This window comes from Enterocloster citroniae (assembly GCF_040545455.1).
Classification (GTDB): domain Bacteria; phylum Bacillota; class Clostridia; order Lachnospirales; family Lachnospiraceae; genus Enterocloster; species Enterocloster citroniae.
Window position 1 is genome coordinate 242,914 of record NZ_JBEPLZ010000003.1, and the last position, 23,414, is coordinate 266,327.

Sequence of the window (23,414 nt, forward strand, 5' to 3'; positions counted from 1 at the left end):
AATGGCAGACTGCTATAATGTGGATATGAAACAGAGAATTCATGGGAGAAAGGAGAAGATATATGTGACCAGCAGACAGATGGATATCTTATATTATCTTCACGAGCAGGACGGATTTGTGACTGTCTCGGATATCTCCGGTGTGATTCAGGTGTCTGTAAAAACAATACGCAATGAGTTGATCGTGATACAGGAGGCGATAGAGCAGGAGAATCTTGGACGGTTAGAAAAAAAGCCCCATGAGGGGGTCCGGCTTTTGGTGGAGGACAGGGACTGGGAAAAGCTGAAGCGGCTGCTGGAGGACAGGAGCCCTGTTACGGACCAGCTGGATGTCAAAAGCCAGATCATATATTTTCTTTTAACCAGAGGAAGCCTGGGACTGGGAGAAATACAAAAGGAATTGTATACGGGCCGCTCATCGGTGGAGAGGCTGATACCCGAACTGCAGAACTGGTTTGGGGGATTTGGAATCCTGTTTGAAAAAAAGCGGGGAAAGGGGTTTCAGATCGAATACGGGGAATACCAGTGGCGTATGGCCATGTGGAACCTGTTCCTGATGATGAAGCGAAAGAGCAGGAAAGAACTGTTTAACAGGGGGCAGGGAGCCGGACAATCGGGGGAATACATATTAATTGAAGATTTCCTCAAGGGCTTTGACACCAGCGGGATCAATAAGGAAATTTATTCCCTGGAAGAGTATTACGGCTTCTCCTTTGCATATGAGGCACATATCCAAATGTTCTTTTTGCTGTCACTGTGTATTGTCAGGTCCAGGAAAAAGCAGTTTGTGACCATGCCAAAGCCGCAACGGTGCAAGGTGGAGGGCAGGTTTTCCGCCCGGATCAAGGGAAGGCTGATTGAGGCCCTGGAGCGCGGATACAGGATCAAGCTTCCGCCCTGCGAACAGGAGTTTATTGAATTTATCATCGATATCTCGGATATACAGAATTTTCAGGACATGGACCGGATGCTGGAGTGCCAGGCGGATCATATGGAATTGTGTTATTTCAGTATACGGCTGATCTCCCTGGTAAGCGATATTGTGAATGTGGATCTCAGGCCTGATCTGTTCTTTTCCGAAGGCCTGTTCCTTCAGCTGCGCTCCATGATCGCCAGGCTCAGATACAATGTAAAGACTGTAAATCCCCTTTTAAAACAGGTAAAGCAGAAATACCCCAATATATTTGCAGCCATCTACGCGGTGGGGGTTTATTTTGAAAAAGAATTAAACCTGGAGCTGAATGAACATGAAATGTGCAGCCTGGCCCTGCTTCTTGGGGGAGCCATTGAGCGGAGCCTGTCTGCTGTGACAGCTTGTGTGGTCTGCGATTACGGGATCGGCATATCCCAGCTTTTGCGGGAGCAGCTGGAACGGACCGTCAGTGATATCAGGATTGCGGACGTGCTCTCTGTCAGGGATCTGAAAAAAGTCGGCAGTATTCCCTGCGACCTGATCATTACAACCGTACAGATCAAAAGCCCTTACTTTGGGAGAGAGGTAGTGGTGGTGGACCATCTCATGACTCAGTATGACGTCAGGAATGTAGAAAATAAGATGAAGCAGGTCAGGCGGAGAAAACTGAAGACAAAACAGCCCTGTAACCAGCTTTGCATACAGAAAAACCTGTTTTATGAAGAGTTTATACACCTGCAGATGGAAGCAGAAGACAAAGGACAGCTGATAAAGGTTCTCTGTAAACAGCTTACAGATGCCGGATATGTAACGGATGGGTTTGAGAGGTCCGTGCTGGAGCACGAAGTCACAGCGCCTACAGCACTGGGGGAGGGAGTGGCCATTCCCCATGGATACGCCAAATATGTGATCCGCCCCACCGTGGCAGTGGCTGTTTTAAAGCAGCCGGTCAGGTGGCAGGAGGATGTGGATGCGGATGTGATCTTCCTATTGGCATTTAATCTGGATGAGGCTGCCGGGATGAAGGAGGAAACCATTAAGTTTTACAGTGTGTTCCTGGACCTGCTGGATTGTCAGGAGGAAGTGGAAGCAATCAGGAAGATGGAGCATGGGAGGGATCTGGCTGAACTTATGAATCAGAGGATCAGGGAGGCGGTAAATTGTGAGGACAGATCATGACATAATTTGGATGAAAAGGGGAGGATGGGAAAATGGTGACATCTATGACCATAGAAAATGTGATCAAACGGTCATGCATCAACCTGCATATGAAAGGCAGGAATAAAAAAGAGATCATTGAGGAGATGGCCGACATGTTTGACCGGGCCGGCGTTCTGGCTTCCAGGAACCTGTTTATACGGGCCGTGTATGAGAGGGAGGGGGAGGGGCCGACAGGGATCGGGAACCAGGTGGCCATTCCCCACGGCAAATCGGATGCGGTGCTGAAAACAGCAATGGCTGTTGGCAGAGTGGACCAGGGAGTGGAGTGGGAGACCCTGGGAGAAGGGGATACAAGGGCATTTGTTATGTTTGCCGTCAATAGCGGGGATAAATCAGAACTGGTTTCACTGTTGTCTCAGGTTGCAGTTGCGCTTTGTGACGATGATGTAATAGAAACACTATTAACAACTGAGAGTGAGGAGGAGATATTCACTCTGTTTAACAGAAAGGGGGAAACGTAAATGAAGATTGTCGGCATTGCAGCCTGTACCGCAGGGATTGCCCACACTTACATGGCCAGGGAAAAGCTGATCAAGGGGGCAAAGGCCAGAGGCCATGAGTGCAGGGTAGAGACTCAGGGGACCATTGGCACGGAGTACAAACTGACGGAACAGGAGATTGCAGAGGCGGACGTGGTGATCCTGGCAGTGGATGTAAAGATATCCGGCGAGGAGCGGTTTAAGGGGAAGCCGGTGATACGCGTTGGCACGGCGGCTGTTATCAAAAACGCCATCGGGTTTATTGAAAAGGTAGAAAAGGCAATGGAAAACAAAGGATAAAGGAGAGGGAACGATATGAAAGAACGCGGTGTTATTGCATTGATCAAAAAACATGTGCTTACGGCAATTGGCTATATGATTCCGCTGGTGGTAGCGGCCGGGCTTTGCATGGCCTTAGGACAGTTCATAGACGGGGATGTGAGAAACTCTGTATCAGGGATCGGATATTACCTTTACAAAGCAGGCGGCTTTGGAATGTCGGCAGTGGTGCCTGTGATCACAGCAGGCGTTGCCTACTCCATAGCGGACCGTCCGGGAATTGCACCTGGCCTGATCCTTGGATTTATCTGCACCGAGATCAAGGCAGGCTTTATCGGCGGCATTGTCGCAGGCTTCCTGGTAGGGTATCTGGTTCTGGCAGTAAAGAAATATGTAAAGCTTCCCAAAGCAATGCAGGGACTTATGCCGGTCATGGTAATTCCCGTGCTGGTAACGGCAGCTGCATCCGTCCTCATGTTTACAGTGGTGGGGCAGCCCTTTGCATGGCTTCAGGTAACCCTGACAGAGGCGATCTCCAGCCTGCAGAGCGGGTCAAAGTTTGTGTTTGGGGCCGTACTTGGGGGAATGGCGTGCTTTGATTTCGGAGGCCCTGTGAACAAGACCATGTCAACATTTGTCAACGGACTTATGATCGATGGGGTCATAGAACCGGAGGCAGTGAAGTTTGTGGGTTCCATGATCCCGCCCTTCGGCATTGCCATCTCCTGCCTGCTCACCAGGAATAAATACACCAGGGCGGAGAAGGAGGCGTTAAAGGCAGCTGTTCCCATGGGATTTTGTATGATCACGGAAGGCGTGATCCCCATAGCGGCCAGGGACCTGATCCGTGTGGTATTCTCCTGCGTGTGCGGTTCCGCGGTGGCCGGCGGACTGTCCATGATCTGGGGCTGCGGTTCGCCTGTACCCCACGGAGGCATGCTTTCTGTTCCCCTGTTCACAAACCCGGTAAAATTCTGCCTTGCCCTTGCCATCGGAAGTGTGATAACAGGCGTCATCCTGTCTCTGATCAAAAAGCCGGTGACAGAAGATGATGAGAGCTTTGAGGATTTGGGCAATGTTATGGACACAGCCGGGAACGGTGATGGCGGTGATATTAAGATTGAGACATTTTAATCATTGGGATTTTGTAAATCTGAGTACCAGGAGATTCTTAGAGTACTATTAAAAAAGGGAGGAAGAAGCTTATGCTGATCAATATGAAGGAAATGCTTGAGGTTGCGGAACAAAACCATTTTGCCGTGGGAGCATTTAATGCCACGGAAAGCTCACTGTTCCGCTCAGTGGTGGAGGAAGCGGAAGCGCAGGATGCTCCGACCATTGTGCAGGTGGCGCCCGGAGAATTTGACTTTGCCACCAGGGAGTTTTATACCTATGTGCGGGAACGCCTGGCAGGCAGCAGGGTGCCATTTGTGCTCCACCTGGATCACGGAAAAAATATGGAGCAGTGCATGAAGGCCATTCAGGCCGGTTTTACCTCTGTGATGCTGGATGGGTCGGAGCTGCCCTATGAGGAAAATGTCCGGGTCACCAGGGAAGTTGCAGACCTGGCTCACATGGTGGGAGTTTCCGTGGAAGGGGAAGTGGGAACCATCGGGGTTATGAGCAATTCTGAGGAGGGGGGAGTGGAGCACGTAACCTATACGGATCCCGGTGACGTGGTAGATTTTGTGAATAGGACCGGAGTGGACTGTCTTGCCATTGCCATCGGCACGGCCCACGGCATTTATCCCAAGGGATTTGTACCAAAGCTGCAGCTGGAGCTGCTGGAGGAGATCAAAAAGGTTTCCTCAGTTCCGCTGGTGCTCCATGGCGGCAGCAACAACCCGGATGAGGAGATCAGAAGGGCGTGCCGGATCGGGATCCGCAAGGTGAACATTTCCAGTGACTTTAAATATGCGTTTTTTAAAAAGGTAAACCAGGTAATTGAGGAGACAGGAGGATTTATCCCGGCCAAAGTGCTGACCCCTGGAATCTGTGAAGCCAGGAAGGTCATCCGGGAAAAAATGGAGCTGTTCGGCTCTCTGGGAAAGGGCGGATTATACAGGGAGGAAAAGGGAAATGATCAATTTTGAATTTTCAAATACGACTGAGATCATCTTTGGCAGGGATACACAAAAACAGGTGGGAGAAAAGATAAGGAAATACAGCGACTGTACCAAAGTGCTGCTGGTATACGGTTCTGACCGGATCAAAAGGGACGGCTTGTTTGACGCGGTGCGCGGATCACTGGAGGAGCAGGGAATCGGTGTCCTGGAACTGGGAGGCGTGAAACCCAACCCAAGGCTGGGGCTTGTACGTCAGGGGATCGACATTTGCAGAAAGGAAAACATTTCCTTCATTCTGGCCGTGGGCGGAGGCAGCGCCATTGACACCGCAAAGGCAATAGGAGTGGGAGTGCCCTATGAGGGGGATGTGTGGGACTTTTATCTGGGAAAAAAGGTGCCGGAAAAAACCCTTAAGACAGCTGCTGTCTGCACCATACCGGCGGCCGGAAGCGAGGCCAGTCTCAGCTCCGTTTTAACCAATGAGGACGGATGGTATAAAAAGAGCATTAACCTGGATCTGATCCGGCCCGTATTTTCAATCATCAACCCGGAACTGACCTTTACCCTTCCGGCATATCAGGTTGGATGCGGTGTGGTGGACATGATGACCCATATCATGGAGCGGTATTTTACCAATACCACCCATGTGGACCTTACGGACAGGCTCTGTGAAGCTGCGCTGAGAAGCATTATCGCCAATGGGGTCAGGACTTTGAAGGAACCGTATAATTACGATACAAGGGCAGAGATCGTATGGGCAGGTACTCTGGCCCACAATGGACTGCTGAACACGGGACGGGTCCAGGACTGGGCGTCCCACAGGATCGCCCTGGAAATGAGCGGCAAGTATGATATTGCCCATGGGGCCAGCCTGTCCATCGTATATCCGGCATGGATGGAGTATGTATACAGTCATGACAAAAAACGTTTTATGCAGTTTGCGGTCCGGGTCTGGGATGTGGACCTGGCATACGGGGAGGAGGACGCCATCTGCCTGGAGGGAATCCGGAGGATGAGGGAGTTTTTCAAGCAGCTGGACATGCCCATTACCTTTGAGGACGCGGGACTTCCGGCGGACGCTTTTGAGGAGATGGCGGACAAAGCCACATACGGCGACACCATACCGGTGGGCAACTTTGTCAAGATAGGAAAATCACAGATGATAGATATATACCGGCTCTGTACAAAAGAGGGCGCTTTATAAGCGAGCTTAACGTCCATATCCCCGACAATTTTCCCGCCGTCTGATCTGTTACCAAAAATATAGATTGCCGTATTGACAGCCGCCCCAATATCTGCTATAGTTAATTACCGTGGGAAGCGAGAGGATGAAAGGCCCGAGACGTGCCTGTAAAGCCTCTCGCTTTTTGTGTGAAAAGGATATTCGTTTTTGTGAAAAACGTTAAATTTGCGGTGCAAGATGAATAGACGTGTGCCTGAAAATGGGTTTCAGACACGCATTGCGGTAATGTAGGGGAAATGCACAAGGCGGCCTGCCGGCCCTCAGATCAGGGAACGGCAGAGGAAGAAAGGACATAATCAGTTATATGGAGACAGTTAAGTTTGACGAGTTACAGTTAGATGAAAGAATTATCCGTGCTATTACGGAAATGGGATTTGAGGAGGCATCACCGATCCAGGCCCAGGCAATTCCGGTTGCCATGGAAGGCAGGGACATGATCGGCCAGGCCCAGACAGGTACGGGCAAGACAGCGGCGTTCGGAATCCCCCTTCTTCAGAAGGTGGACCCAAAGGTGAAAAAGCTTCAGGCCGTTATACTGCTTCCTACAAGGGAGCTGGCGATTCAGGTGGCCGAGGAGATGCGCCGTCTGGCCAAGTTTATGCACGGCACAAAGGTGCTTCCCATTTACGGAGGGCAGGATATTGTAAAGCAGATACGTTCCTTAAAGGACGGCACACAGGTCGTGGTGGGTACCCCGGGACGTGTGATGGACCATATGCGCCGCAAGACCGTAAAGATGGACCATGTACACACCGTTGTGCTGGATGAAGCGGACGAGATGCTGAATATGGGATTTTTAGAGGATATGGAGACCATCTTAAGCCAGCTTCCGGAAGAGAGGCAGACACTGATGTTCTCAGCAACCATGCCTCAGGCGATTGCCGATATTGCAAAGAAGTTCCAGGATAACCCTGTGACAGTCCGGGTTATCAAAAAGGAACTGACCGTTCCCAAGGTTACCCAGTATTACTATGAGGTGAAACCAAAGAACAAGGTGGAGGTAATGTGCAGACTGCTGGACATGTACGCGCCAAAACTTTCCATCGTATTCTGCAATACCAAGAGACAGGTGGACGATCTGGTGCAGGCGCTTCAGGGCAGAGGATATTTTGCGGAAGGCCTTCACGGAGATTTAAAGCAGATACAGCGTGACCGTGTTATGGACAGTTTCCGTAACGGCCGTACAGAGATCCTGGTGGCCACGGACGTGGCGGCCCGGGGCATAGATGTAGGGGATGTGGAAGCTGTTTTCAACTATGACGTGCCTCAGGATGACGAGTACTATGTACACAGGATCGGCCGTACAGGAAGAGCAGGACGCGAGGGCAAGGCGTTCAGCCTGGTTGTGGGCAAGGAAGTGTATAAGCTGCGTGACATCCAGCGCTATTGTAAGACCAAGATCATTCCCCAGGCCATCCCGTCCCTGAATGATATTACGGAGATCAAGGTGGAGAAGGTGCTGGATCAGGTTATGGATATCCTAAATGACAGTGACCTGACCAAGATGGTAAACATCATTGAGAAGAAGCTGATGGAGGAGGATTATACGTCCCTGGATCTGGCGGCAGCCCTTCTTAAGATGAACATGGGTGATGACAATGAAGATGTTATAGACTGTACCATGCCGGCCCGTTCCCTGGATGAACTGGACAGCTTTGGACGCAACGCAGGCCGGGGACGCGGCCGTGAGAGAGGCGCCTCCTTTGGAAGGGGACGCAGAGGCGCTACGGACAGGGCGGCTGTGGATTATGTGTTGGGTGACGGGGATGAGAAGATGGCAAGGCTTTTCATCAATATAGGAAAAGCCCAGAGGGTCACACCGGGAGATATCCTGGGAGCTGTGGCAGGCGAGTCAGGGATTCCCGGCCGTATGGTGGGAAGCATTGACATGTACGATGGCTATACGTTTGTGGATGTGCCGGGACAGTATGCGGATGAAGTGCTGAAGGCAATGTCCCACGCCAAGATCAAAGGAAAGAATGTCCACGTGGAAAAAGCCAACAACAGAAGATAAGAAAATTAATTCAGAAGATAAAGTAGCGGCCCGGCAGAAGATAAACTGCCGGGCCTTTGAATATTTACAATATACTCAGGGTATGTTACCATCAGTGTACAAGGACGCATACGCTCCGGCCGCCGTCTTTTAGCGGCTGGCCTGACGGCATGTTTAAAAGAACTGCAATAGAAATCGTTTAAATGGAAGACGGGAGGCAGATGTTTATGAGCGAAGGATATGTGGACAATCGTTTTGCTTCATTATATTATAAAGAACTGGGACAGGGCATTCCATTGATCATGCTTCACGGCAATGGTGAAAGCCATGAGATCTTCAGCCGTCTGGCCGGCCTGATGAGCCGTTATTACCGCGTGATCCTGATGGACAGCCGGGGCCATGGCGCATCCCATCTAAAGGAAGAAGCCCGTGCCCAGGAACTGACCACATCAGGAATGGCCGAGGATGTGGTGCAGGTCATGGAAGTGCTCCATGTGCCCCAGGCCGTGATCCTGGGCTTCAGCGATGGGGCTAACGTGGCCCTGGAGACGGCCAGCCAGTATCCGGACAAGGTGCTGGCAGTGGTGGCTGTCAGCGGCAATGCCCTGCCCAGGGGAATGAATGCCTTTTTCTATGTTCAGGTCAGGGCAAAATACGCGCTCTGGCATGTGATGGAGAAGATACCCCTGACCGGCCCCATGAAGGAACGGGCAGTGGCAGGCCGCCAGTTAAACGGCCTGATGGCCCACTGGCCAAGGCTTACTAAAACCCAGCTGTCCCGGATCCAGGCGCCGGTACTGATCCTTACAGGACGCCACGACCTGATACGCCCCCGCCATTCCCTGTGGATGGGGGAGCAGATCATGGACGCAAAGGTGGTGTTTGTAAAGGGGGCGGATCACTTTACCCTTCTGAAAAAGGAAAAGGCATATGCCAGCCACATTGTTGCGTGGTTAAGGGAAAAGGGGCTGTAATACGGTTCCCTTTCTTTATTTCCAGTTCTCAGACAGGAACTCCACAATATCGGCAGCCTTGGGCGGACAGCCCTTTAAGGTCTTTGCAAAACAGGAGGTGCACTGGCCCACGCCGATTTCCCCTTCCTTTCCTTTATAGCCCTGTCCGATACAGATGTGGGGCAGCTTTTTGTGAAGGAAGCCGCTGTCGTTTAAACGGTCCAGAGCGTAGATCAGGGAGCCGTAACAGGCGCTGCAGGCGTCCTCAGGGGAGGTGTAGGCGGCCAGGTTCTGTACCCTTCTGGTCATCTTAAAACGGCTGTTGGCCTCGGATGCCTGGTTCAGGTAGATCATATTGGCATGGGCGGTGTCCGTACTCCCTACGCCCAGGCGTTCGGCTATGGTAATATAGGGCACATCCTCAGGCGAATACCCCATGCAGTCACATACAAATGAATCACAGAGCACCGGATCCTTAAATCCCAGCACCCGGTTCATGACCACGGGATTGCCGCCTTCCTCAAAATCCAGGTCCCCGCATATATTGTCCACCAGGATAAAGTCATTGCGGGCAATGGTGTTCAGGTGGGCAATGGGGGTGTGCAGGCCCAGGGTGTGGAACCGGCGTTTTTCCGAATTGGGGATAACGCCTTTATTGTTCTTTAAGGCGCATGTGACCGTGGTCTGGCAATGCCCCTTCAGTACGGGCATGTTGATCATGTAGTCCACGGCGGCAGCCTTGTCACAGAGTTTGATCTTCATGCCGGCAGCATCATATTCCTTCCATGTGTCTTTTTGAAGGTCCTCAAAGGGAACGTGGTAGCGGCTGCATACCCGGTCATATCCAGCGGCGCGAAACGCTTCCCCGGTGTGGTCACCCACCCATGACCCTTCCATGACCGTGACATGGGTAAAGCCGTGCTCCTGCAAATATTCGATCACTCCCGCCAGCAGCTCTGCGTGGGTGGTAGCTCCGCTGGATGGATCCCTGGCCGTTACCAGGTTTGGCTTTAAGGCCACCAGCTTGTCCCTGTCCCCGATGTCTGAGGCTACATCTGCCTGCTCCAGCACCCGTTTTGCCATATTCTTGTAATCTGTTCCATGAATGATGATGATATCATTTTTTTCCATTCTAAAAGTACCCCTTTCCTCCGGATGTGGTAAATCCATATCATTCCCTATTATAAATGCAAATCCGGATTTTGTGAATAGGATTTAAGACTGCCATTGACGGATATGCCCAAATAGGGGTATGATGTGTTGGAAAAGAAATGAAGTACAGGAGCAGAGTGTATGGTTAAGACGAATGTAATGAGACTTTTAGATGCAGCCGGGATCACATACGAGACAGGCACTTATGAGGTGGATGAACATGACCTTTCAGGCAGCCATGCGGCGGACCTGATGGGTGCGGACCATGACAGGATGTATAAAACCCTGGTGTTAAAAGGGGAAAAAAAGGGATATATGGTGTGCTGCATCCCGGTGGACGAGGAGCTGGACCTGAAAAAGGCGGCCCGGGCGGCTGGGGAGAAAAAGGTGGAGATGATCCATGTAAAGGACATGCTGGGGATTACAGGATATATCAGAGGCGGCTGCTCCCCCATTGGAATGAAGAAGCATTTCCCAACTTATATAGAAGAGATGGCCCAGGCTTTTGACACCATCATGGTCAGCGCGGGACAGAGGGGAGTCCAGGTCACCCTGTCACCCCAGGACCTGAGGGACTATGTGGAGGGGACCTTTGTTTCCCTTGTATAGGCAGCTTCCTTGTATTATAATAAGATCAGAAGCCGGTCAAAGCATGGGCAGCAGATGGAAAAGGAGATAACGAACATGGATAAACAGAAACTGATACAGATGGCGGTTGACGGCCTTGGCAGATCCTATGCCCCCTATTCCCATTTCCATGTCTCAGCAGCGCTTTTGTGTGCGGACGGGACCGTGTATACGGGGAATAATATTGAGAACGCGGCCTACACGCCCAGCGTGTGTGCGGAGCGGTGCGCCATATTCAAGGCAGTGGGAGACGGCAGGAGGGAGTTTGAAGCCATTGCGGTGTGCGGGGGACCGGATGGAGTGATTGAGGACTACTGTCCTCCCTGCGGTGTCTGCAGGCAGGTGATGCGGGAGTTCTGCGATCCCTCGTCTTTTCGTGTCCTGGTGGCTAAGACAGCGGAGGACTACAGGGAATATACCCTGGAACAGCTTTTGCCGGACGGCTTTGGGCCGGATCACCTGACAGGGTCAGGGGAAAGATGAAAGGTGGTGGATGGTTGTGAGGATGTATGATCTGATCGAGAACAAGAAAAAGGGGATGGCACTCACAAAGGAAGAGATTTCCTATATGGTAAAGGGGTTTGTAAACGGAGAAATCCCTGATTACCAGATGTCCGCCATGCTGATGGCAATTTATTTTCAGGGAATGAATGACCAGGAGATCACATATCTTACATTAGAGATGGCGCATTCAGGCGACACAGTGGACTTGTCGCCCATTGAGGGGATCAAGGTGGATAAGCACAGCACCGGAGGCGTGGGAGATAAGACCACGCTGGTGGTGGGACCGGTGGTGGCTTCCCTGGGCGTCAAGGTGGCCAAGATGAGCGGCCGCGGTCTGGGCCACACCGGCGGGACCGTGGATAAACTGGAGAGTATACCCGGATTTCGGACCGCCATTCCCAGGGATGAATTCTTTGATATTGTGCGTGAACAGGGGATCGCTGTAATCGGGCAGTCCGGGAACATGGTGCCGGCAGATAAAAAGCTGTATGCCCTCAGGGATGTGACAGCCACGGTTGACAGCATTCCGCTGATCGCCTCCTCCATTATGAGCAAGAAGCTGGCTGCGGGAAGCGACAGCATTGTGCTGGATGTAAAGACAGGAAGCGGCGCGTTTATGAAGTCCCTGGACGATTCCATCAGCCTGGCTGAAAAGATGGTCTCCATCGGCATCCTGGCAGGCCGCAGATGCTGCGCTCTGATCACCAATATGGATATCCCTCTGGGATATGCGGTGGGCAACTCCCTGGAGATGACAGAGGCCATCCGCACGCTGAGAGGGAACGGACCTGAGGACCTGACGCAGGTGTGCCTGGAACTGGCAGCCAACATGCTCCATATGGCAGACAAGGGAAGTGTGCAGGAATGCCGGGAGCAGGCCGGGAAGGCCATAGAGGACGGCAGTGCCTTGCAATGCCTGGCGGCCATGGTAAAGGCCCAGGGAGGCGATGAGAACTATATCTGGGAGCCAGAGCGGTTTGAGGAGGCAAAAATGCTCTATGAGGTAAAGGCGCCTGTATCAGGATACATTACCCATATGGACACGGAGGGGATCGGCATTGCTTCCGTCCTTCTGGGAGCAGGGCGCAATACCAAGGATGACTGCATCGACTATTCCGCCGGTATACAATTAAAAAAGAAATACGGGCAGAGAGTGGAGGCCGGGGATGTGCTGGCCGTGCTCCATGGATCTGATCAGGACCGGATCAGGGCAGGAGCGGATAAATTCCTTTCATCCTGCGCCATAGGAGATTTGGCACCGGCCAAAGAACCCCTCATATATGCCAGAGTTTCTGACTATGGAGTGGAAAGATTTAGTTAATGGAAAAACTTCCATAAATGTTCAGAAAAATCAGCTTGAAAAACGCAGATGTTTGGGGTATAATAACACCAAGATAAATGATGTTGATCTGTAACTACCTGGAATGTTCGACACTCTTACCAATTTTGAACCTACATTAGACTCAAGGGATTCCAATATTTTTAAGCGGATGTCAAGCCTCCTTCGAGTGGAAGGCAGATGCTTAAGTGAGGTTGCCCACCTAGCATTGCTAGGCGTCAATAAGTAAGAGACGGCATTTTGGGGTTACAGATGATAAAAGCAGCGGTTCGCCGCTGCTTTCATTTATTTACCCCATGATACAGGAGCGGATCTATATGAGAAATAAAATGATAGCATGGGTGGCCGGCGTTGTGTCCATAGTCGTTATCTTAATGGTGATCATAGTTACCATGGAACCTCCCAAGGATGGTATTACAAGGGCACAGGCATTCAAAGCCATGGCGCTGGCTGTTACCACCAAGGATGAATGTTCCAGGCGGGAAAAGGAGCGGGGAAGCTCCCGTTTTTCTGCCAAGGAAAAGGACAACTGGTTTGTGAAATATATGGATTACCTGTACGATGAGGGATACCTGGATGAGGAGATGACCACTCCTTCCCTTTCCACGGCGCAGGGGTATCTTACATATCAGGAAGCCGCCTTTATGGCAGGGCAGGTTTCCAATAAATTGAAGCTTCAGGCAGGTGCGACCAAACATAACAGGGACAGGGCCTTTCCTGAGGAGGAGTGGTGGCGCCTTTATGAAGGGATCCTTTCCCAGACGGATCCGGATGGTGCGGTAAAGACAGTGGATGCCGTGCTTTACGGAACACCCTCCAACCTGCCCCAGGCTGAAAGCTGGACCGCGTACACCACGGAAGGTAATTTTGGTTTCCAGGGCCTTGCACTGGATGCGTATCTGGACTGCGAGATACAGTTTCTTGCCAGGGACGGTGAGATGATCGCCATGAGACAGCTGATCTCAGAGGATGTGGTCTATGAAAACATATGGCTGGCTGAGTCTGACGGCAGGCATTTCAAGGCCTATCTGGGCACTGCTTACAGGGAGTTCCCGGTGAGTGATAAGATGGGGGATGTGACGGATATGGCCGGCAACCTGGCTGATCTCCATATGGAAGGCGGAAAGCTGAGAAAGATCACCATGAAGCGGGAACGTATCAGCGGCAAGGTGCTCTCGGTCACTGATAATGCCATTGAGATCGAAGGGTACGGCGAGATCCCCTTATCTGAGAATTTCCATGTATACAAAGTATATGGGGATTTTAAAGTGCTGGGAGCAAAGGATATCCTGGTGGGATATGACCTGCAGGAGTTTGTGGCGGCGGAGGGGAAATTGTGCGCAGCATTGCTGGAGCGGGAATTTGATGCAAAGACCATCCGCGTACTGCTGATGGACACAGGCTTTAAGAGCCTGTACCACCCATCGGCCACCCTTGTCCTGGGCGGCGCAGCCCAGATGGAATATGAGAACTCCAAGGGCAAGACGGAGAAAGAGCGCCTGGAAGCAGGGACGCAGCTTACGGTCGCCCCGGATGATGAACGTTTAAAATATGGCCGGATCATCATAACGCCGGAGGGTGACGAGGGGATCGCGGTGCCAACCATTGAGCGCAGCCAGGGCACCCCTGTGTACAGCGGAAAAATGGAGATCAAAGCTTGTGAGGAGGGGCTGGTCCTGGTCAATGACCTGTTTCTGGAGGATTATCTTACCAGGGTAGTTCCCAGCGAGATGCCGCCCTCCTATGAAAAGGAAGCTCTGAAGGCCCAGGCAGTGTGTGCCAGAACCTACGCTTACCGCCAGATCCAGGGAAACTCATACAGCCAGTACGGTGCCCACGTGGATGACAGCACCAACTTCCAGGTGTACAATAATACCAACCCGGATGAGAGGACCACGCAGGCGGTCAAGGAAACATATGGCAAGATGCTGTTCTATGAGGATAATCCCATTGACGCATTCTATTTTTCCACTTCCTGCGGCCATACGGCGGATGTCAGCGTCTGGGGAACGGATGCGGATAAGCTGCCCTACCTTCAGGCAGTGGAGGTAAAGTCAGGGCGCAGAACACTGGGCCAGGGGGATAATGACAAGTTTGATTCCTATATCAGAAACAGTGACGCATCTGCCTATGATTCGTCCTTTGCCATGTTCCGGTGGGAGACGGATATCAGCAGCGACATTATTTCCGCCCAGGTCAGCGGGGCAGGCAAGGTGACGGATATGACCGTTGTTTCAAGAGGCCCGGGAGGGATCGCCAGTGAGCTTCAGGTGACAGGAAGTGACGGTACGGTCACAGTGAAGGGACAGAGCGCCATCCGCTCGGCACTGGGCAGCAGCAGCCTTGTAATCACCAAACAGGACGGCAAGACCATGGAGGGCAGCCAGACCCTCCCCAGCGCATTCATTTCCATTGAAAAGAGAAGCGGCGAGGACGGCAGCATATCCTTCCATGTGTACGGCGGCGGTTTTGGACACGGCGTGGGCATGAGCCAGAACGGGGCCCAGGGTATGGCAAAGGAAGGAAAGGATTATACCGCGATCCTGTCATTCTTTTATAACGGGACAGAATTAAGGGAGATCGGAAACTAAAAAACAGGACCCCAGGCAATGAAGGAAGATCCTATCATGCCTGGGGTCCTGTTTTTATGCTGCTCCGTTCTTATGACTGTACCAGATACACCTCGGCGTTCTGAGTGCCGTGCTGTCTGGTTTCAGCATGGGTGTTAAAAAATATATCAATGTGGTTGCCCTTCACAGCTCCGCCGCGGTCCTCGGCCGTGTACACCACGCCGTTGATCATGACCTTGGAGCCATAAGGGATCACCCTGGGATCCACTGCAATGGTGTGTCCGGCCGTGGCAATGGCCCCGGTGCATGTGTGGCGTCCCCAGCCCTCGGAGCAGGCCCTGCAGGGGCAGTAGGCGGTGGTCTTAAAGACGCCCAGGGGGATCAAAGCCTGGCTTCCTGGGGCAGATGTGCCCGTCTGGCTGTTTCCGTTGGCGTAGGTCCTGGGATTGGAAAAGCTCCGGTCACCCACGGCGCCCTCTACCAGGTACACGCCTTCCGGATATGCGTCCCAGTCAATGTCAATGGTAAAGCCATGGCATCCGTTTCCTTTATTATCCTTGTAGAGATCTTCCCTGTATTCGCCGGCAGACATTCTGCGGGAAAATACTTCCTCTCCTGTATTTTTGTTTGTAATGGTTATTAAAACGTTCAGCGCATGGTCAGGGGAATCACTGTTGTAGGCCCATCCGCTGATGACATTGCTGTCAACTGTCTCAAAACGTCCCTTGGATACAGCTGCAAATGCTGTGACTGCCGTGGCTGCAAGTATGCTGATGGTAAGAATGGTCCCGGTTAATAAGTGTCTGAATTTCATGTATTTGTTACCTCCTATTGCCCGCTTAATATTCAAAACATTTTTTTAACATATTAATAAATAATATGTAATACTTTTGTAATATATGAGCAATAAACAAGGTTTTACCATAATTTCCACCTTATGTCAAGGAAATAAATGGAAATACGTGGTTTTTCGCAGGAATTATATCAAAGTTTCTTCAAAAATACAAAAAGTAAAGCCTCCGGACCGGATCCAGGAGGCTTGTAGTGCTTTTATAATATGTGTGTTATTGTTCAGGACGGCTCATTTGTAAAATTATTCTTCGATCAGAAATACTTCTGCGGTGTATGTACCCTTGGCAAGGGCTTCGGCATGAGAGCCGTAAAAGATATCAAGGATGTTGCCGTTTACAGAGGATCCCTTATCCTCAACCGTGTAGATGATCCCATCGATCTTTAATTTGGTACCCAGAGGAAATACATCCAGATCAGCGCTTACAGTATGGTTCGGTGTGGGAGTAGTGCCTGAATAGGTCAGTCCGTGTCCGCCGGAGCACTTTTCACAGTTACAGTATCCGGTGATGGAAAAACGGCCCATGGAAATCTCCTCCTGCTTAGGGGGATCCTCCTTTTTCCCGGCTCCGGGGCCCGCATCCACATATTCATCCTCTGAGGACTGGCTAACCTTGGCCTTATGCGAAACATGATCCTTTTTCGTGTCCGCGGCCTGGGTATTCTCCGTGTTCTCCGGAGTGTCATCCTCTGTTTCTTCTATAACAGTGACGTCTGTTCCCACGGGTTCATCTGCAAACGCAGGAAAAGCAGAACCCAGACACAGGAAAGCCATGGCGGCAGCCAGCAGGACCTTTCTTATATGGTGCATACAATTACCTCGCAGTCTTTATCCGTTGTTATGGTCTTATATGACATCTTAAATATGTATATCTATTATATTACAAAATTGTTAATTGTCAAGTTGAAATGATGAAACAAGTGTTACATAATCGTGAAAAGTGGGGAATAAAACGCATAAATTTGGAATATTTTTGGCAAAAGTGGGAGGTGAAATCAAATATATATGGGTTCCGGTGGGGGACGCATACAGGATATATGTGGTGGGGCGGGGGAACAAATAAATTATAATGAAAGAATTTAGAATTATCTCTTGACAAATCCTCTCAGAAGGAATATATTATGGAATGTAGATGTTAGCACTCTTTGAGACTGAGTGCTAATAATTCGGAAAGGAAGGTGAGCAGATGCCGGTTGATGCATTCCTGGACGACAGGAAGATAACCATATTAAAGGCGATTATCAAGACCTACCTGGAGACAGGGGAACCCGTTGGTTCCAGAACCATCTCCAAGTATTCGGACCTGAAATTAAGCTCTGCCACTATCCGCAATGAGATGTCAGACCTGGAGGATATGGGATACATTGTACAGCCCCATACATCCGCGGGCCGTATCCCTTCTGATAAGGGATACCGGTTCTATGTGGATCAGATCATGCAGGATAAGGAGAATGAGGTAACTGAGTTCAAGGACATGATGGTCCAGAAGGTTGATAAGCTGGAACTGGTCCTTAAGAAGATGGCTCAGGTCCTTGCCTCCAATACCAACTATGCGGCCATGATCAGCGGTCCCAGCTATCACAAGACAAAGCTTAAGTTCATCCAGCTTTCAAAGATGGAGAAAAACAAGCTGCTGGTGGTTGTGGTGGTGGAGGGAAACATCATTAAGAACACTATGGTGGATATCACCGAGGATCTGAGTGATGATGAAATCCTGAACCTGAACATCCTGTTGAACAGCAGTCTCAACGGACTGACAATTGAAGAGATTAATCTGGACATCATCAGCAAGCTGAAAGATGATGCAGGCATCCACAGCCAGGTAGTGGACCTGGTGCTGAACGAGGTGGCGGAAGCCATCCGGGCAGGGGAAGAGGATCTGCAGATATATACCAGTGGAGCGACCAACATTTTTAAGTATCCGGAGCTTTCGGAAGGCGACAAGGCCAGCCGTCTGATCGGTACTCTGGAGCACAAGGAAGTGCTCCAGGAATTCGTATCAGGGGTCAATGCGGAGTCAGAGAACAATTCAGACATCCAGGTCTATATTGGGGATGAGAGCCCGGTGCAGTCCATGAAGGACTGCAGTGTGGTGACTGCCAATTATGATCTGGGAGGAGGACTTAGGGGAACCATTGGTATCATTGGTCCCAAGCGGATGGATTATGAGAAGGTGCTGGGAACCCTGCGGAATCTAATGAACCAGCTGGATGCGGCATTTAAAAAAGATGAAAGGTGATAGGCTGTGAGTGAAGATATGAAGGATGAAGAGTTAAAAAAAGAAGCGGAAACAGCGGCGCAGGCAGAAGTGAACGGGGAAGACCAACAGGCTGCAGGTGAGGAATGCCAGGCCAAGGAAGCACAGGGCGGGGCGGAGGACACCCAGGAATCCCCGGAAGCACCCGAGGAAGGCGCGGGCAAGGAAGAAAAGAAGGGATTCTTTAAAAAGAAAAAAGATCCCAGAGATGAGAAGATAGAAGAACTTACGGACCGGGTGAAGCGCCAGATGGCTGAGTTTGAGAATTTCCGTAAGAGAACTGAGAAAGAAAAGTCCACCATGTATGAGATGGGCGCCAGGGACATCATTGAGCGGATGCTTCCCGTGATCGACAATTTTGAGCGAGGTTTAGCTACCATACCGGAGGAAGAAAAGGGAAGCCCCCTTGCCGAGGGTATGGAGAAGATATATAAGCAGTTCCGGAAGACATTGGAAGAAGCCGGCGTTAAGGCGATCGAAGCCGCGGGCCAGGAGTTTGACCCCAATTTCCACAACGCGGTCATGCATGTGGATGACGAAAACCTTGGGGAGAATGTGGTGGTTGAGGAATTGCAGAAGGGTTATCTGTACAGGGACAGTGTGGTAAGGCACAGTATGGTAAAGGTAGCCAACTAATATTGGCCATTAACTAAATTCATATAAAAATATCAGGAGGAAAAAACTATGAGCAAGATTATTGGTATTGACTTAGGTACAACAAATAGCTGCGTTGCTGTTATGGAAGGCGGAAAACCAACTGTTATTGCCAATGCAGAGGGAGTAAGGACCACACCGTCAGTGGTTGCATTTACTAAGACAGGAGAGAGGCTGATCGGTGAGCCGGCAAAGCGTCAGGCAGTTACCAATGCGGATAAGACCATCTCCTCCATTAAGCGCCACATGGGAACAGATTACAGGGTGGATATTGACGGCAAGAAGTACACGCCACAGGAAATCTCCGCTATGATCCTGCAGAAGCTGAAAGCAGACGCGGAAGCTTATCTGGGTGAGACCGTGACGGAGGCGGTTATCACTGTTCCTGCTTACTTTAATGACGCACAGCGCCAGGCCACCAAGGATGCGGGCAAGATTGCCGGCCTGGATGTAAAGCGTATCATCAACGAGCCCACAGCCGCGGCGCTGGCTTACGGCCTTGATAATGAAAAAGAGCAGAAGATCATGGTATACGACCTGGGCGGCGGTACATTTGATGTTTCCATCATCGAGATCGGCGATGGCGTGATCGAGGTTCTCTCCACCAACGGCGATACCCGTCTGGGCGGCGATGACTTTGATAATGCGATCACCAACTGGATGATCGCTGAGTTTAAGAAGGCGGAGGGCGTTGACCTTTCAGGGGATAAGATGGCCCTTCAGAGACTGAAGGAAGCTGCTGAGAAGGCAAAGAAGGAAGTGTCAACAGCTACCACCACCAACATCAACCTTCCGTTTATCACAGCTACCTCAGAGGGACCAAAGCATCTGGATATGAACCTGACCAGAGCTAAATTTGACGAACTGACACATGACCTTATTGAGCGCACAGCCATCCCGGTACAGAATGCTTTAAAGGATGCGGGCATTACGGCTTCCGAACTTGGCAAGGTGCTGCTGGTAGGCGGCTCCACCCGTATGATCGCTGCTCAGGAAAAGGTAAAACAGCTTACAGGCAAGGAACCCAGCAAATCATTGAACCCGGATGAGTGTGTTGCCATTGGTGCAGCGATCCAGGGCGGCAAGCTGGCAGGCGATGCCGGTGCAGGAGATATCCTTCTTCTGGATGTTACACCTCTTTCCCTGTCCATCGAGACCATGGGCGGCGTTGCCACCAGGCTAATCGAGCGCAATACCACCATCCCAACAAAGAAGAGCCAGATCTTCTCAACCGCTGCAGACAACCAGACTGCTGTGGATATCCACGTGGTACAGGGTGAGCGTCAGTTTGCAAGGGATAATAAGACGCTGGGACAGTTCCGTCTGGACGGGATCCCGCCTGCAAGAAGAGGAATCCCCCAGATCGAGGTTACCTTTGATATTGATGCCAACGGTATTGTAAATGTATCTGCTAAGGACCTTGGAACAGGAAAAGAGCAGCACATAACCATCACCTCAGGCTCCAACATGTCCGATGACGATATCGATAAGGCAGTGAAGGAAGCTGCCGAGTACGAGGCACAGGATAAGAAGCGCAAAGAGGCAATTGACGCCAGAAATGATGCTGATTCCATGGTGTTCCAGACCGAGAAGGCCCTGGAGGAAGTTGGCGACAAGATTTCTCCCAATGACAAGGCAGAGGTGGAAGCAGACCTTAATTCCCTGAAGGAAGCCATCAACCGCGCACCCGTGGAAGAGATGACGGATGCCCAGGTTGAGGACATCAAGTCAGGCAAAGAGAAGCTGATGAACAGCGCACAGAAGCTGTTTGCAAAGGTTTATGAGCAGGCCCAGGCAGCCGGAGCAGCCGGTGCAGGTCCTGACATGGGCGGCGCAGGCGCGTCCTCCGCACCAAACGATGATGTAGTGGATGCAGATTTTAAGGAAGTATAATGTAAGATAATTATAATGGGGATTAGGAGCCGGACATACGGTTCCTAACCCCTTTGTGGCTGATAAAGAGTGCGTTGAAAGCGGTTTGCAACAAGGCGGTTTCAGGGCGTTTTAATAGATTAAGAGGTAAACAACATGGCAGAGAGCAAGAGAGATTACTATGAAGTTCTGGGCGTTCCCAAGGATGCGGACGATGATGCACTGAAAAAAGCATACAGGAAACTTGCCAAGAAATACCATCCGGATGCCAATCCAGGCGACAAGGAGGCAGAGGCTAAGTTTAAGGAGGCTTCTGAGGCGTACAGCGTTCTCAGTGACCCCCAGAAACGTCAGCAGTACGACCAGTTCGGCCATGCTGCGTTTGACCAGGGCGGCGGAGGCGCCGGCGGCTTTGGCGGTTTCGGCGGCTTTGATTTTAACGGGGATATGGGAGATATCTTTGGGGATATTTTCGGGGATATCTTTGGCGGAGGCCGTTCTTCCAGGGCAAGAAGCGGGCCCATGCGGGGCGCTAACATAAAGACTTCCATCAGGATATCCTTTGAGGAAGCTGTTTTTGGCTGCGAAAAAGAGATAGAGATCAATTTCAAGGAGACATGTGCCAGCTGCCACGGAACCGGGGCAAAGGCGGGCACCTCTCCCCAGACATGTTCCAAGTGTAACGGAAAAGGTAAGATCATGTACACCCAGCAGTCCTTCTTCGGCCAGGTGCAGAATGTGCAGACCTGCCCGGACTGTAACGGGACCGGCCAAATCATCAAGGAAAAATGTCCGGACTGCTACGGCACAGGCTATAAGACCGTGCGCAAGAAATTTGCAGTGCCCATTCCGGCCGGTATTGACAACGGCCAGTGCGTGCGCCAGGCAGGCCGAGGCGAACCCGGCATCAATGGCGGAGAGCGCGGCGATCTTCTGGTGGAGGCGGTTGTCTCCCAGCATCCGATCTTTAAGCGTCAGGACACCAGCATTTATTCCACTGTACCCATTTCCTTTGCCCGCGCGGCCCTGGGAGGCCCGATCCGCATCAAGACCGTGGACGGAGAGGTGGAATATGAGGTGAGGCCGGGGACACAGACCGATACCAAGGTGCGCCTTAAGGGAAAAGGCGTTCCCTCCCTGCGCAGCCGCAATGTCCGCGGAGATCACTATGTGACCCTGGTGGTGCAGGTGCCGGAGCGTATGAACCAGGCGCAGAAGGAAGCCTTAAGGCGGTTTGATGATGCAATGAATGGAATCACTCCTTCGGAGGAAGAAAAGCCCAAGAAAAAAGGTATATTTAAGTAAATTTGGGTTTTGGATCAGCCGGAAACAAAGTTATATGCCGCGGTTAACCGGCGGCATATGCTTTGTTTCCGGCTGGTTTGATGTTTTGCGGCGCTATTTTAGCGGGCTGATTCTTTTTCCTTTTTAAAAAAGTGTCCTGGAAAATATTAAGAGAATCGCAAAGTATATAAGGGCTTCCTGGGCTATAATGTTAACATATCTGAAGAAAGGTATGAGCAGTATAATGGAAAAACGAATTTTGATCACCGGAGTCAACGGCTTTTTAGGCTCCCGGCTTTTTGAATATTTTAAAGAACAGGAGGGGTATGACGTACTGGGGGTAACCCACAGGGAACTGGAAGTCAGTGATTCCCTGGCAGTGACCGCCTTTATAAATGCCATCCGTCCGGATTACGTCCTCCACTGTGCAGGTGTCTCTGATACAGGGATATGTGAGGCGGAGCCGGAGCTTTCCGAGCAGATCAATGTAAGGGGAACCGCCAACATGGCCAAGGCCTGCAGGCAGTCCAATACAAAGATGATATTTATGAGTTCGGACCAGATCTATAATGCCTCCTGTTCCATGGAACCCAACAGGGAAGAGCGGGTGCAGAGGCCCTGCACCGTGTATGGACGGGATAAAAAGCGGGCTGAGGAAGCCATGTTTGCCTGTCTGAGTGACGCAGTGGCCCTGCGCCTTACATGGATGTATGATTATCCGGTCAGGGAGCGGACAGGCGGCACCGGACTTTTGGGAAATCTTGTAAGCGCCCTTGAGGAGAACCGCAGGATGAAGCTGCCGGTTTACGATTACAGGGGCATTACTTATGTATGGAATGCGGTGCGCAGCATGACCCGGGCCCTGATGCTCCCGGGTGGGATCTATAATTTCGGCAGTGAAAACACCATGAATACCTATGACACGGCAGTTTTGTTTTTACAGGCCCTCACAGGCAGGGAGGATGTGTCTGCCTGGGCAGAGCCGGACAGGGAACGCTTTGCTGCCTCGCCGCGCAATCTTACCATTGACATCAGCCGGGTCAACAGCCATGGGATCGGGTTTGAGGACACGGCAGCCGGGATCAGGACCTGTCTGTCCGATTATAGGGGCAGATGACGCTTGGGCATGGATCTTTATACACCGGCAATGACACAAGA

General features: G+C 51.2%; 20 protein-coding genes and 1 other RNA gene. 18 read left to right on the forward strand and 3 right to left on the reverse strand.

The genetic code is table 11. From position 1 onward, the window contains the following. Position 1: 1 nt before the first annotated feature. The 8 genes from ABID13_RS05140 to ABID13_RS05175 all read left to right on the forward strand — a co-directional run bounded on the left by ABID13_RS05140 (position 2) and on the right by ABID13_RS05175 (position 9,168). Positions 2 to 2,092, forward strand: a complete 2,091-nt coding sequence (locus tag ABID13_RS05140; RefSeq protein WP_007858756.1) for a BglG family transcription antiterminator — start codon at positions 2 to 4, stop codon at positions 2,090 to 2,092. A gap of 32 nt (positions 2,093 to 2,124) precedes the next feature. Beyond that, a complete protein-coding gene (locus tag ABID13_RS05145; protein WP_082173903.1) occupies positions 2,125 to 2,595 on the forward strand; it encodes a PTS sugar transporter subunit IIA in 471 nt (156 codons plus the stop codon). Next, positions 2,596 to 2,913 (forward strand): PTS fructose transporter subunit IIB, encoded by a 318-nt coding sequence (locus ABID13_RS05150; protein ID WP_007858752.1) that lies wholly within the window; start codon positions 2,596 to 2,598, stop codon positions 2,911 to 2,913. A 15-nt stretch (positions 2,914 to 2,928) separates the two neighbouring features. Beyond that, positions 2,929 to 4,026 carry a PTS fructose transporter subunit IIC gene (locus tag ABID13_RS05155; RefSeq protein WP_007858750.1) on the forward strand — a complete coding sequence of 366 codons (1,098 nt, stop codon included), beginning with the start codon at positions 2,929 to 2,931 and terminating at the stop codon, positions 4,024 to 4,026. Between the two features lie 71 nt (positions 4,027 to 4,097). Beyond that, positions 4,098 to 4,985, forward strand: coding sequence for a ketose-bisphosphate aldolase (locus ABID13_RS05160; protein ID WP_048930174.1), 888 nt, complete (start codon positions 4,098 to 4,100; stop codon positions 4,983 to 4,985). Then, positions 4,972 to 6,162, forward strand: coding sequence for an iron-containing alcohol dehydrogenase (locus ABID13_RS05165; protein WP_045092467.1), 1,191 nt, complete (start codon positions 4,972 to 4,974; stop codon positions 6,160 to 6,162). Before ABID13_RS05160 ends, ABID13_RS05165 begins: the two co-directional genes overlap by 14 nt. 343 nt (positions 6,163 to 6,505) lie before the next feature. Beyond that, complete coding sequence (locus ABID13_RS05170) at positions 6,506 to 8,215, forward strand: DEAD/DEAH box helicase (protein ID WP_007858744.1); 1,710 nt, start codon at positions 6,506 to 6,508, stop codon at positions 8,213 to 8,215. 206 nt (positions 8,216 to 8,421) lie between these two features. Further along, positions 8,422 to 9,168: an alpha/beta fold hydrolase gene (locus ABID13_RS05175; protein WP_007858741.1), complete on the forward strand. Its 747-nt coding sequence runs from the start codon at positions 8,422 to 8,424 to the stop codon at positions 9,166 to 9,168. Positions 9,169 to 9,183: 15 nt separating this feature from the next. Here ABID13_RS05175 and ABID13_RS05180 read toward each other — a convergent pair whose 3' ends face one another. Then, positions 9,184 to 10,278 (reverse strand): DUF362 domain-containing protein, encoded by a 1,095-nt coding sequence (locus tag ABID13_RS05180; protein WP_048930173.1) that lies wholly within the window; start codon positions 10,276 to 10,278, stop codon positions 9,184 to 9,186. Positions 10,279 to 10,440: 162 nt separating this feature from the next. Here ABID13_RS05180 and ybaK point away from each other — a divergent pair, with 162 nt between their 5' ends. From ybaK to ABID13_RS05205, 5 genes are all read left to right on the forward strand, one after another. Further along, a complete protein-coding gene (ybaK, locus tag ABID13_RS05185; protein ID WP_045092469.1) occupies positions 10,441 to 10,908 on the forward strand; it encodes a Cys-tRNA(Pro) deacylase in 468 nt (155 codons plus the stop codon). A gap of 54 nt (positions 10,909 to 10,962) precedes the next feature. Next, positions 10,963 to 11,409: a cytidine deaminase gene (cdd, locus tag ABID13_RS05190; protein ID WP_082082592.1), complete on the forward strand. Its 447-nt coding sequence runs from the start codon at positions 10,963 to 10,965 to the stop codon at positions 11,407 to 11,409. Positions 11,410 to 11,425: 16 nt separating this feature from the next. Further along, complete coding sequence (locus tag ABID13_RS05195; protein WP_048930315.1) at positions 11,426 to 12,751, forward strand: pyrimidine-nucleoside phosphorylase; 1,326 nt, start codon at positions 11,426 to 11,428, stop codon at positions 12,749 to 12,751. 92 nt (positions 12,752 to 12,843) lie between these two features. After that, positions 12,844 to 13,020: non-coding RNA, 6S RNA (gene ssrS / locus ABID13_RS05200), on the forward strand. A 66-nt stretch (positions 13,021 to 13,086) separates the two neighbouring features. Next, positions 13,087 to 15,360 (forward strand): SpoIID/LytB domain-containing protein, encoded by a 2,274-nt coding sequence (locus ABID13_RS05205; protein WP_007858726.1) that lies wholly within the window; start codon positions 13,087 to 13,089, stop codon positions 15,358 to 15,360. Positions 15,361 to 15,430: 70 nt separating this feature from the next. Here ABID13_RS05205 and ABID13_RS05210 read toward each other — a convergent pair whose 3' ends face one another. Beyond that, entirely contained in the window at positions 15,431 to 16,153 is a 723-nt protein-coding gene (locus ABID13_RS05210; RefSeq protein ID WP_007858724.1) for a 3D domain-containing protein, read from the reverse strand. 279 nt (positions 16,154 to 16,432) lie between these two features. Further along, positions 16,433 to 16,999: a 3D domain-containing protein gene (locus ABID13_RS05215; RefSeq protein ID WP_007858722.1), complete on the reverse strand. Its 567-nt coding sequence runs from the start codon at positions 16,997 to 16,999 to the stop codon at positions 16,433 to 16,435. 376 nt (positions 17,000 to 17,375) lie between these two features. Between ABID13_RS05215 and hrcA the strand changes: the two genes are divergently transcribed. The 5 genes from hrcA to ABID13_RS05240 all read left to right on the forward strand — a co-directional run bounded on the left by hrcA (position 17,376) and on the right by ABID13_RS05240 (position 23,373). Continuing rightward, positions 17,376 to 18,428 carry a heat-inducible transcriptional repressor HrcA gene (hrcA, locus tag ABID13_RS05220; RefSeq protein WP_007858713.1) on the forward strand — a complete coding sequence of 351 codons (1,053 nt, stop codon included), beginning with the start codon at positions 17,376 to 17,378 and terminating at the stop codon, positions 18,426 to 18,428. 18 nt (positions 18,429 to 18,446) lie between these two features. Further along, positions 18,447 to 19,082 (forward strand): nucleotide exchange factor GrpE, encoded by a 636-nt coding sequence (grpE, locus tag ABID13_RS05225; protein WP_048930314.1) that lies wholly within the window; start codon positions 18,447 to 18,449, stop codon positions 19,080 to 19,082. Positions 19,083 to 19,130: 48 nt separating this feature from the next. After that, positions 19,131 to 20,993 (forward strand): molecular chaperone DnaK, encoded by a 1,863-nt coding sequence (dnaK, locus tag ABID13_RS05230; protein ID WP_007858704.1) that lies wholly within the window; start codon positions 19,131 to 19,133, stop codon positions 20,991 to 20,993. A gap of 135 nt (positions 20,994 to 21,128) precedes the next feature. Continuing rightward, on the forward strand, positions 21,129 to 22,277 hold the full coding sequence (gene dnaJ, locus ABID13_RS05235; RefSeq protein WP_007858703.1) for a molecular chaperone DnaJ: 1,149 nt from the start codon (positions 21,129 to 21,131) through the stop codon (positions 22,275 to 22,277). Between the two features lie 223 nt (positions 22,278 to 22,500). Then, complete coding sequence (locus ABID13_RS05240; protein WP_045092470.1) at positions 22,501 to 23,373, forward strand: SDR family oxidoreductase; 873 nt, start codon at positions 22,501 to 22,503, stop codon at positions 23,371 to 23,373. Positions 23,374 to 23,414 lie beyond the last annotated feature (41 nt).

Coding starts and splice junctions, on each gene's coding strand:
- ABID13_RS05145 (WP_082173903.1), top strand. CDS start 2,125: ATGGTGACATCTATGACCATAGAAAATGTGATCAAACGGTCATGCATC.
- ABID13_RS05215 (WP_007858722.1), bottom strand. CDS start 16,999: ATGCACCATATAAGAAAGGTCCTGCTGGCTGCCGCCATGGCTTTCCTG.
- ABID13_RS05160 (WP_048930174.1), top strand. CDS start 4,098: ATGCTGATCAATATGAAGGAAATGCTTGAGGTTGCGGAACAAAACCAT.
- ABID13_RS05170 (WP_007858744.1), top strand. CDS start 6,506: ATGGAGACAGTTAAGTTTGACGAGTTACAGTTAGATGAAAGAATTATC.
- ABID13_RS05175 (WP_007858741.1), top strand. CDS start 8,422: ATGAGCGAAGGATATGTGGACAATCGTTTTGCTTCATTATATTATAAA.
- ABID13_RS05165 (WP_045092467.1), top strand. CDS start 4,972: ATGATCAATTTTGAATTTTCAAATACGACTGAGATCATCTTTGGCAGG.
- cdd (WP_082082592.1), top strand. CDS start 10,963: ATGGAAAAGGAGATAACGAACATGGATAAACAGAAACTGATACAGATG.
- dnaK (WP_007858704.1), top strand. CDS start 19,131: ATGAGCAAGATTATTGGTATTGACTTAGGTACAACAAATAGCTGCGTT.
- hrcA (WP_007858713.1), top strand. CDS start 17,376: ATGCCGGTTGATGCATTCCTGGACGACAGGAAGATAACCATATTAAAG.
- ybaK (WP_045092469.1), top strand. CDS start 10,441: ATGGTTAAGACGAATGTAATGAGACTTTTAGATGCAGCCGGGATCACA.
- ABID13_RS05155 (WP_007858750.1), top strand. CDS start 2,929: ATGAAAGAACGCGGTGTTATTGCATTGATCAAAAAACATGTGCTTACG.
- ABID13_RS05205 (WP_007858726.1), top strand. CDS start 13,087: ATGAGAAATAAAATGATAGCATGGGTGGCCGGCGTTGTGTCCATAGTC.
- ABID13_RS05140 (WP_007858756.1), top strand. CDS start 2: ATGGCAGACTGCTATAATGTGGATATGAAACAGAGAATTCATGGGAGA.
- grpE (WP_048930314.1), top strand. CDS start 18,447: ATGAAGGATGAAGAGTTAAAAAAAGAAGCGGAAACAGCGGCGCAGGCA.
- dnaJ (WP_007858703.1), top strand. CDS start 21,129: ATGGCAGAGAGCAAGAGAGATTACTATGAAGTTCTGGGCGTTCCCAAG.
- ABID13_RS05180 (WP_048930173.1), bottom strand. CDS start 10,278: ATGGAAAAAAATGATATCATCATCATTCATGGAACAGATTACAAGAAT.
- ABID13_RS05240 (WP_045092470.1), top strand. CDS start 22,501: ATGGAAAAACGAATTTTGATCACCGGAGTCAACGGCTTTTTAGGCTCC.
- ABID13_RS05210 (WP_007858724.1), bottom strand. CDS start 16,153: ATGAAATTCAGACACTTATTAACCGGGACCATTCTTACCATCAGCATA.
- ABID13_RS05150 (WP_007858752.1), top strand. CDS start 2,596: ATGAAGATTGTCGGCATTGCAGCCTGTACCGCAGGGATTGCCCACACT.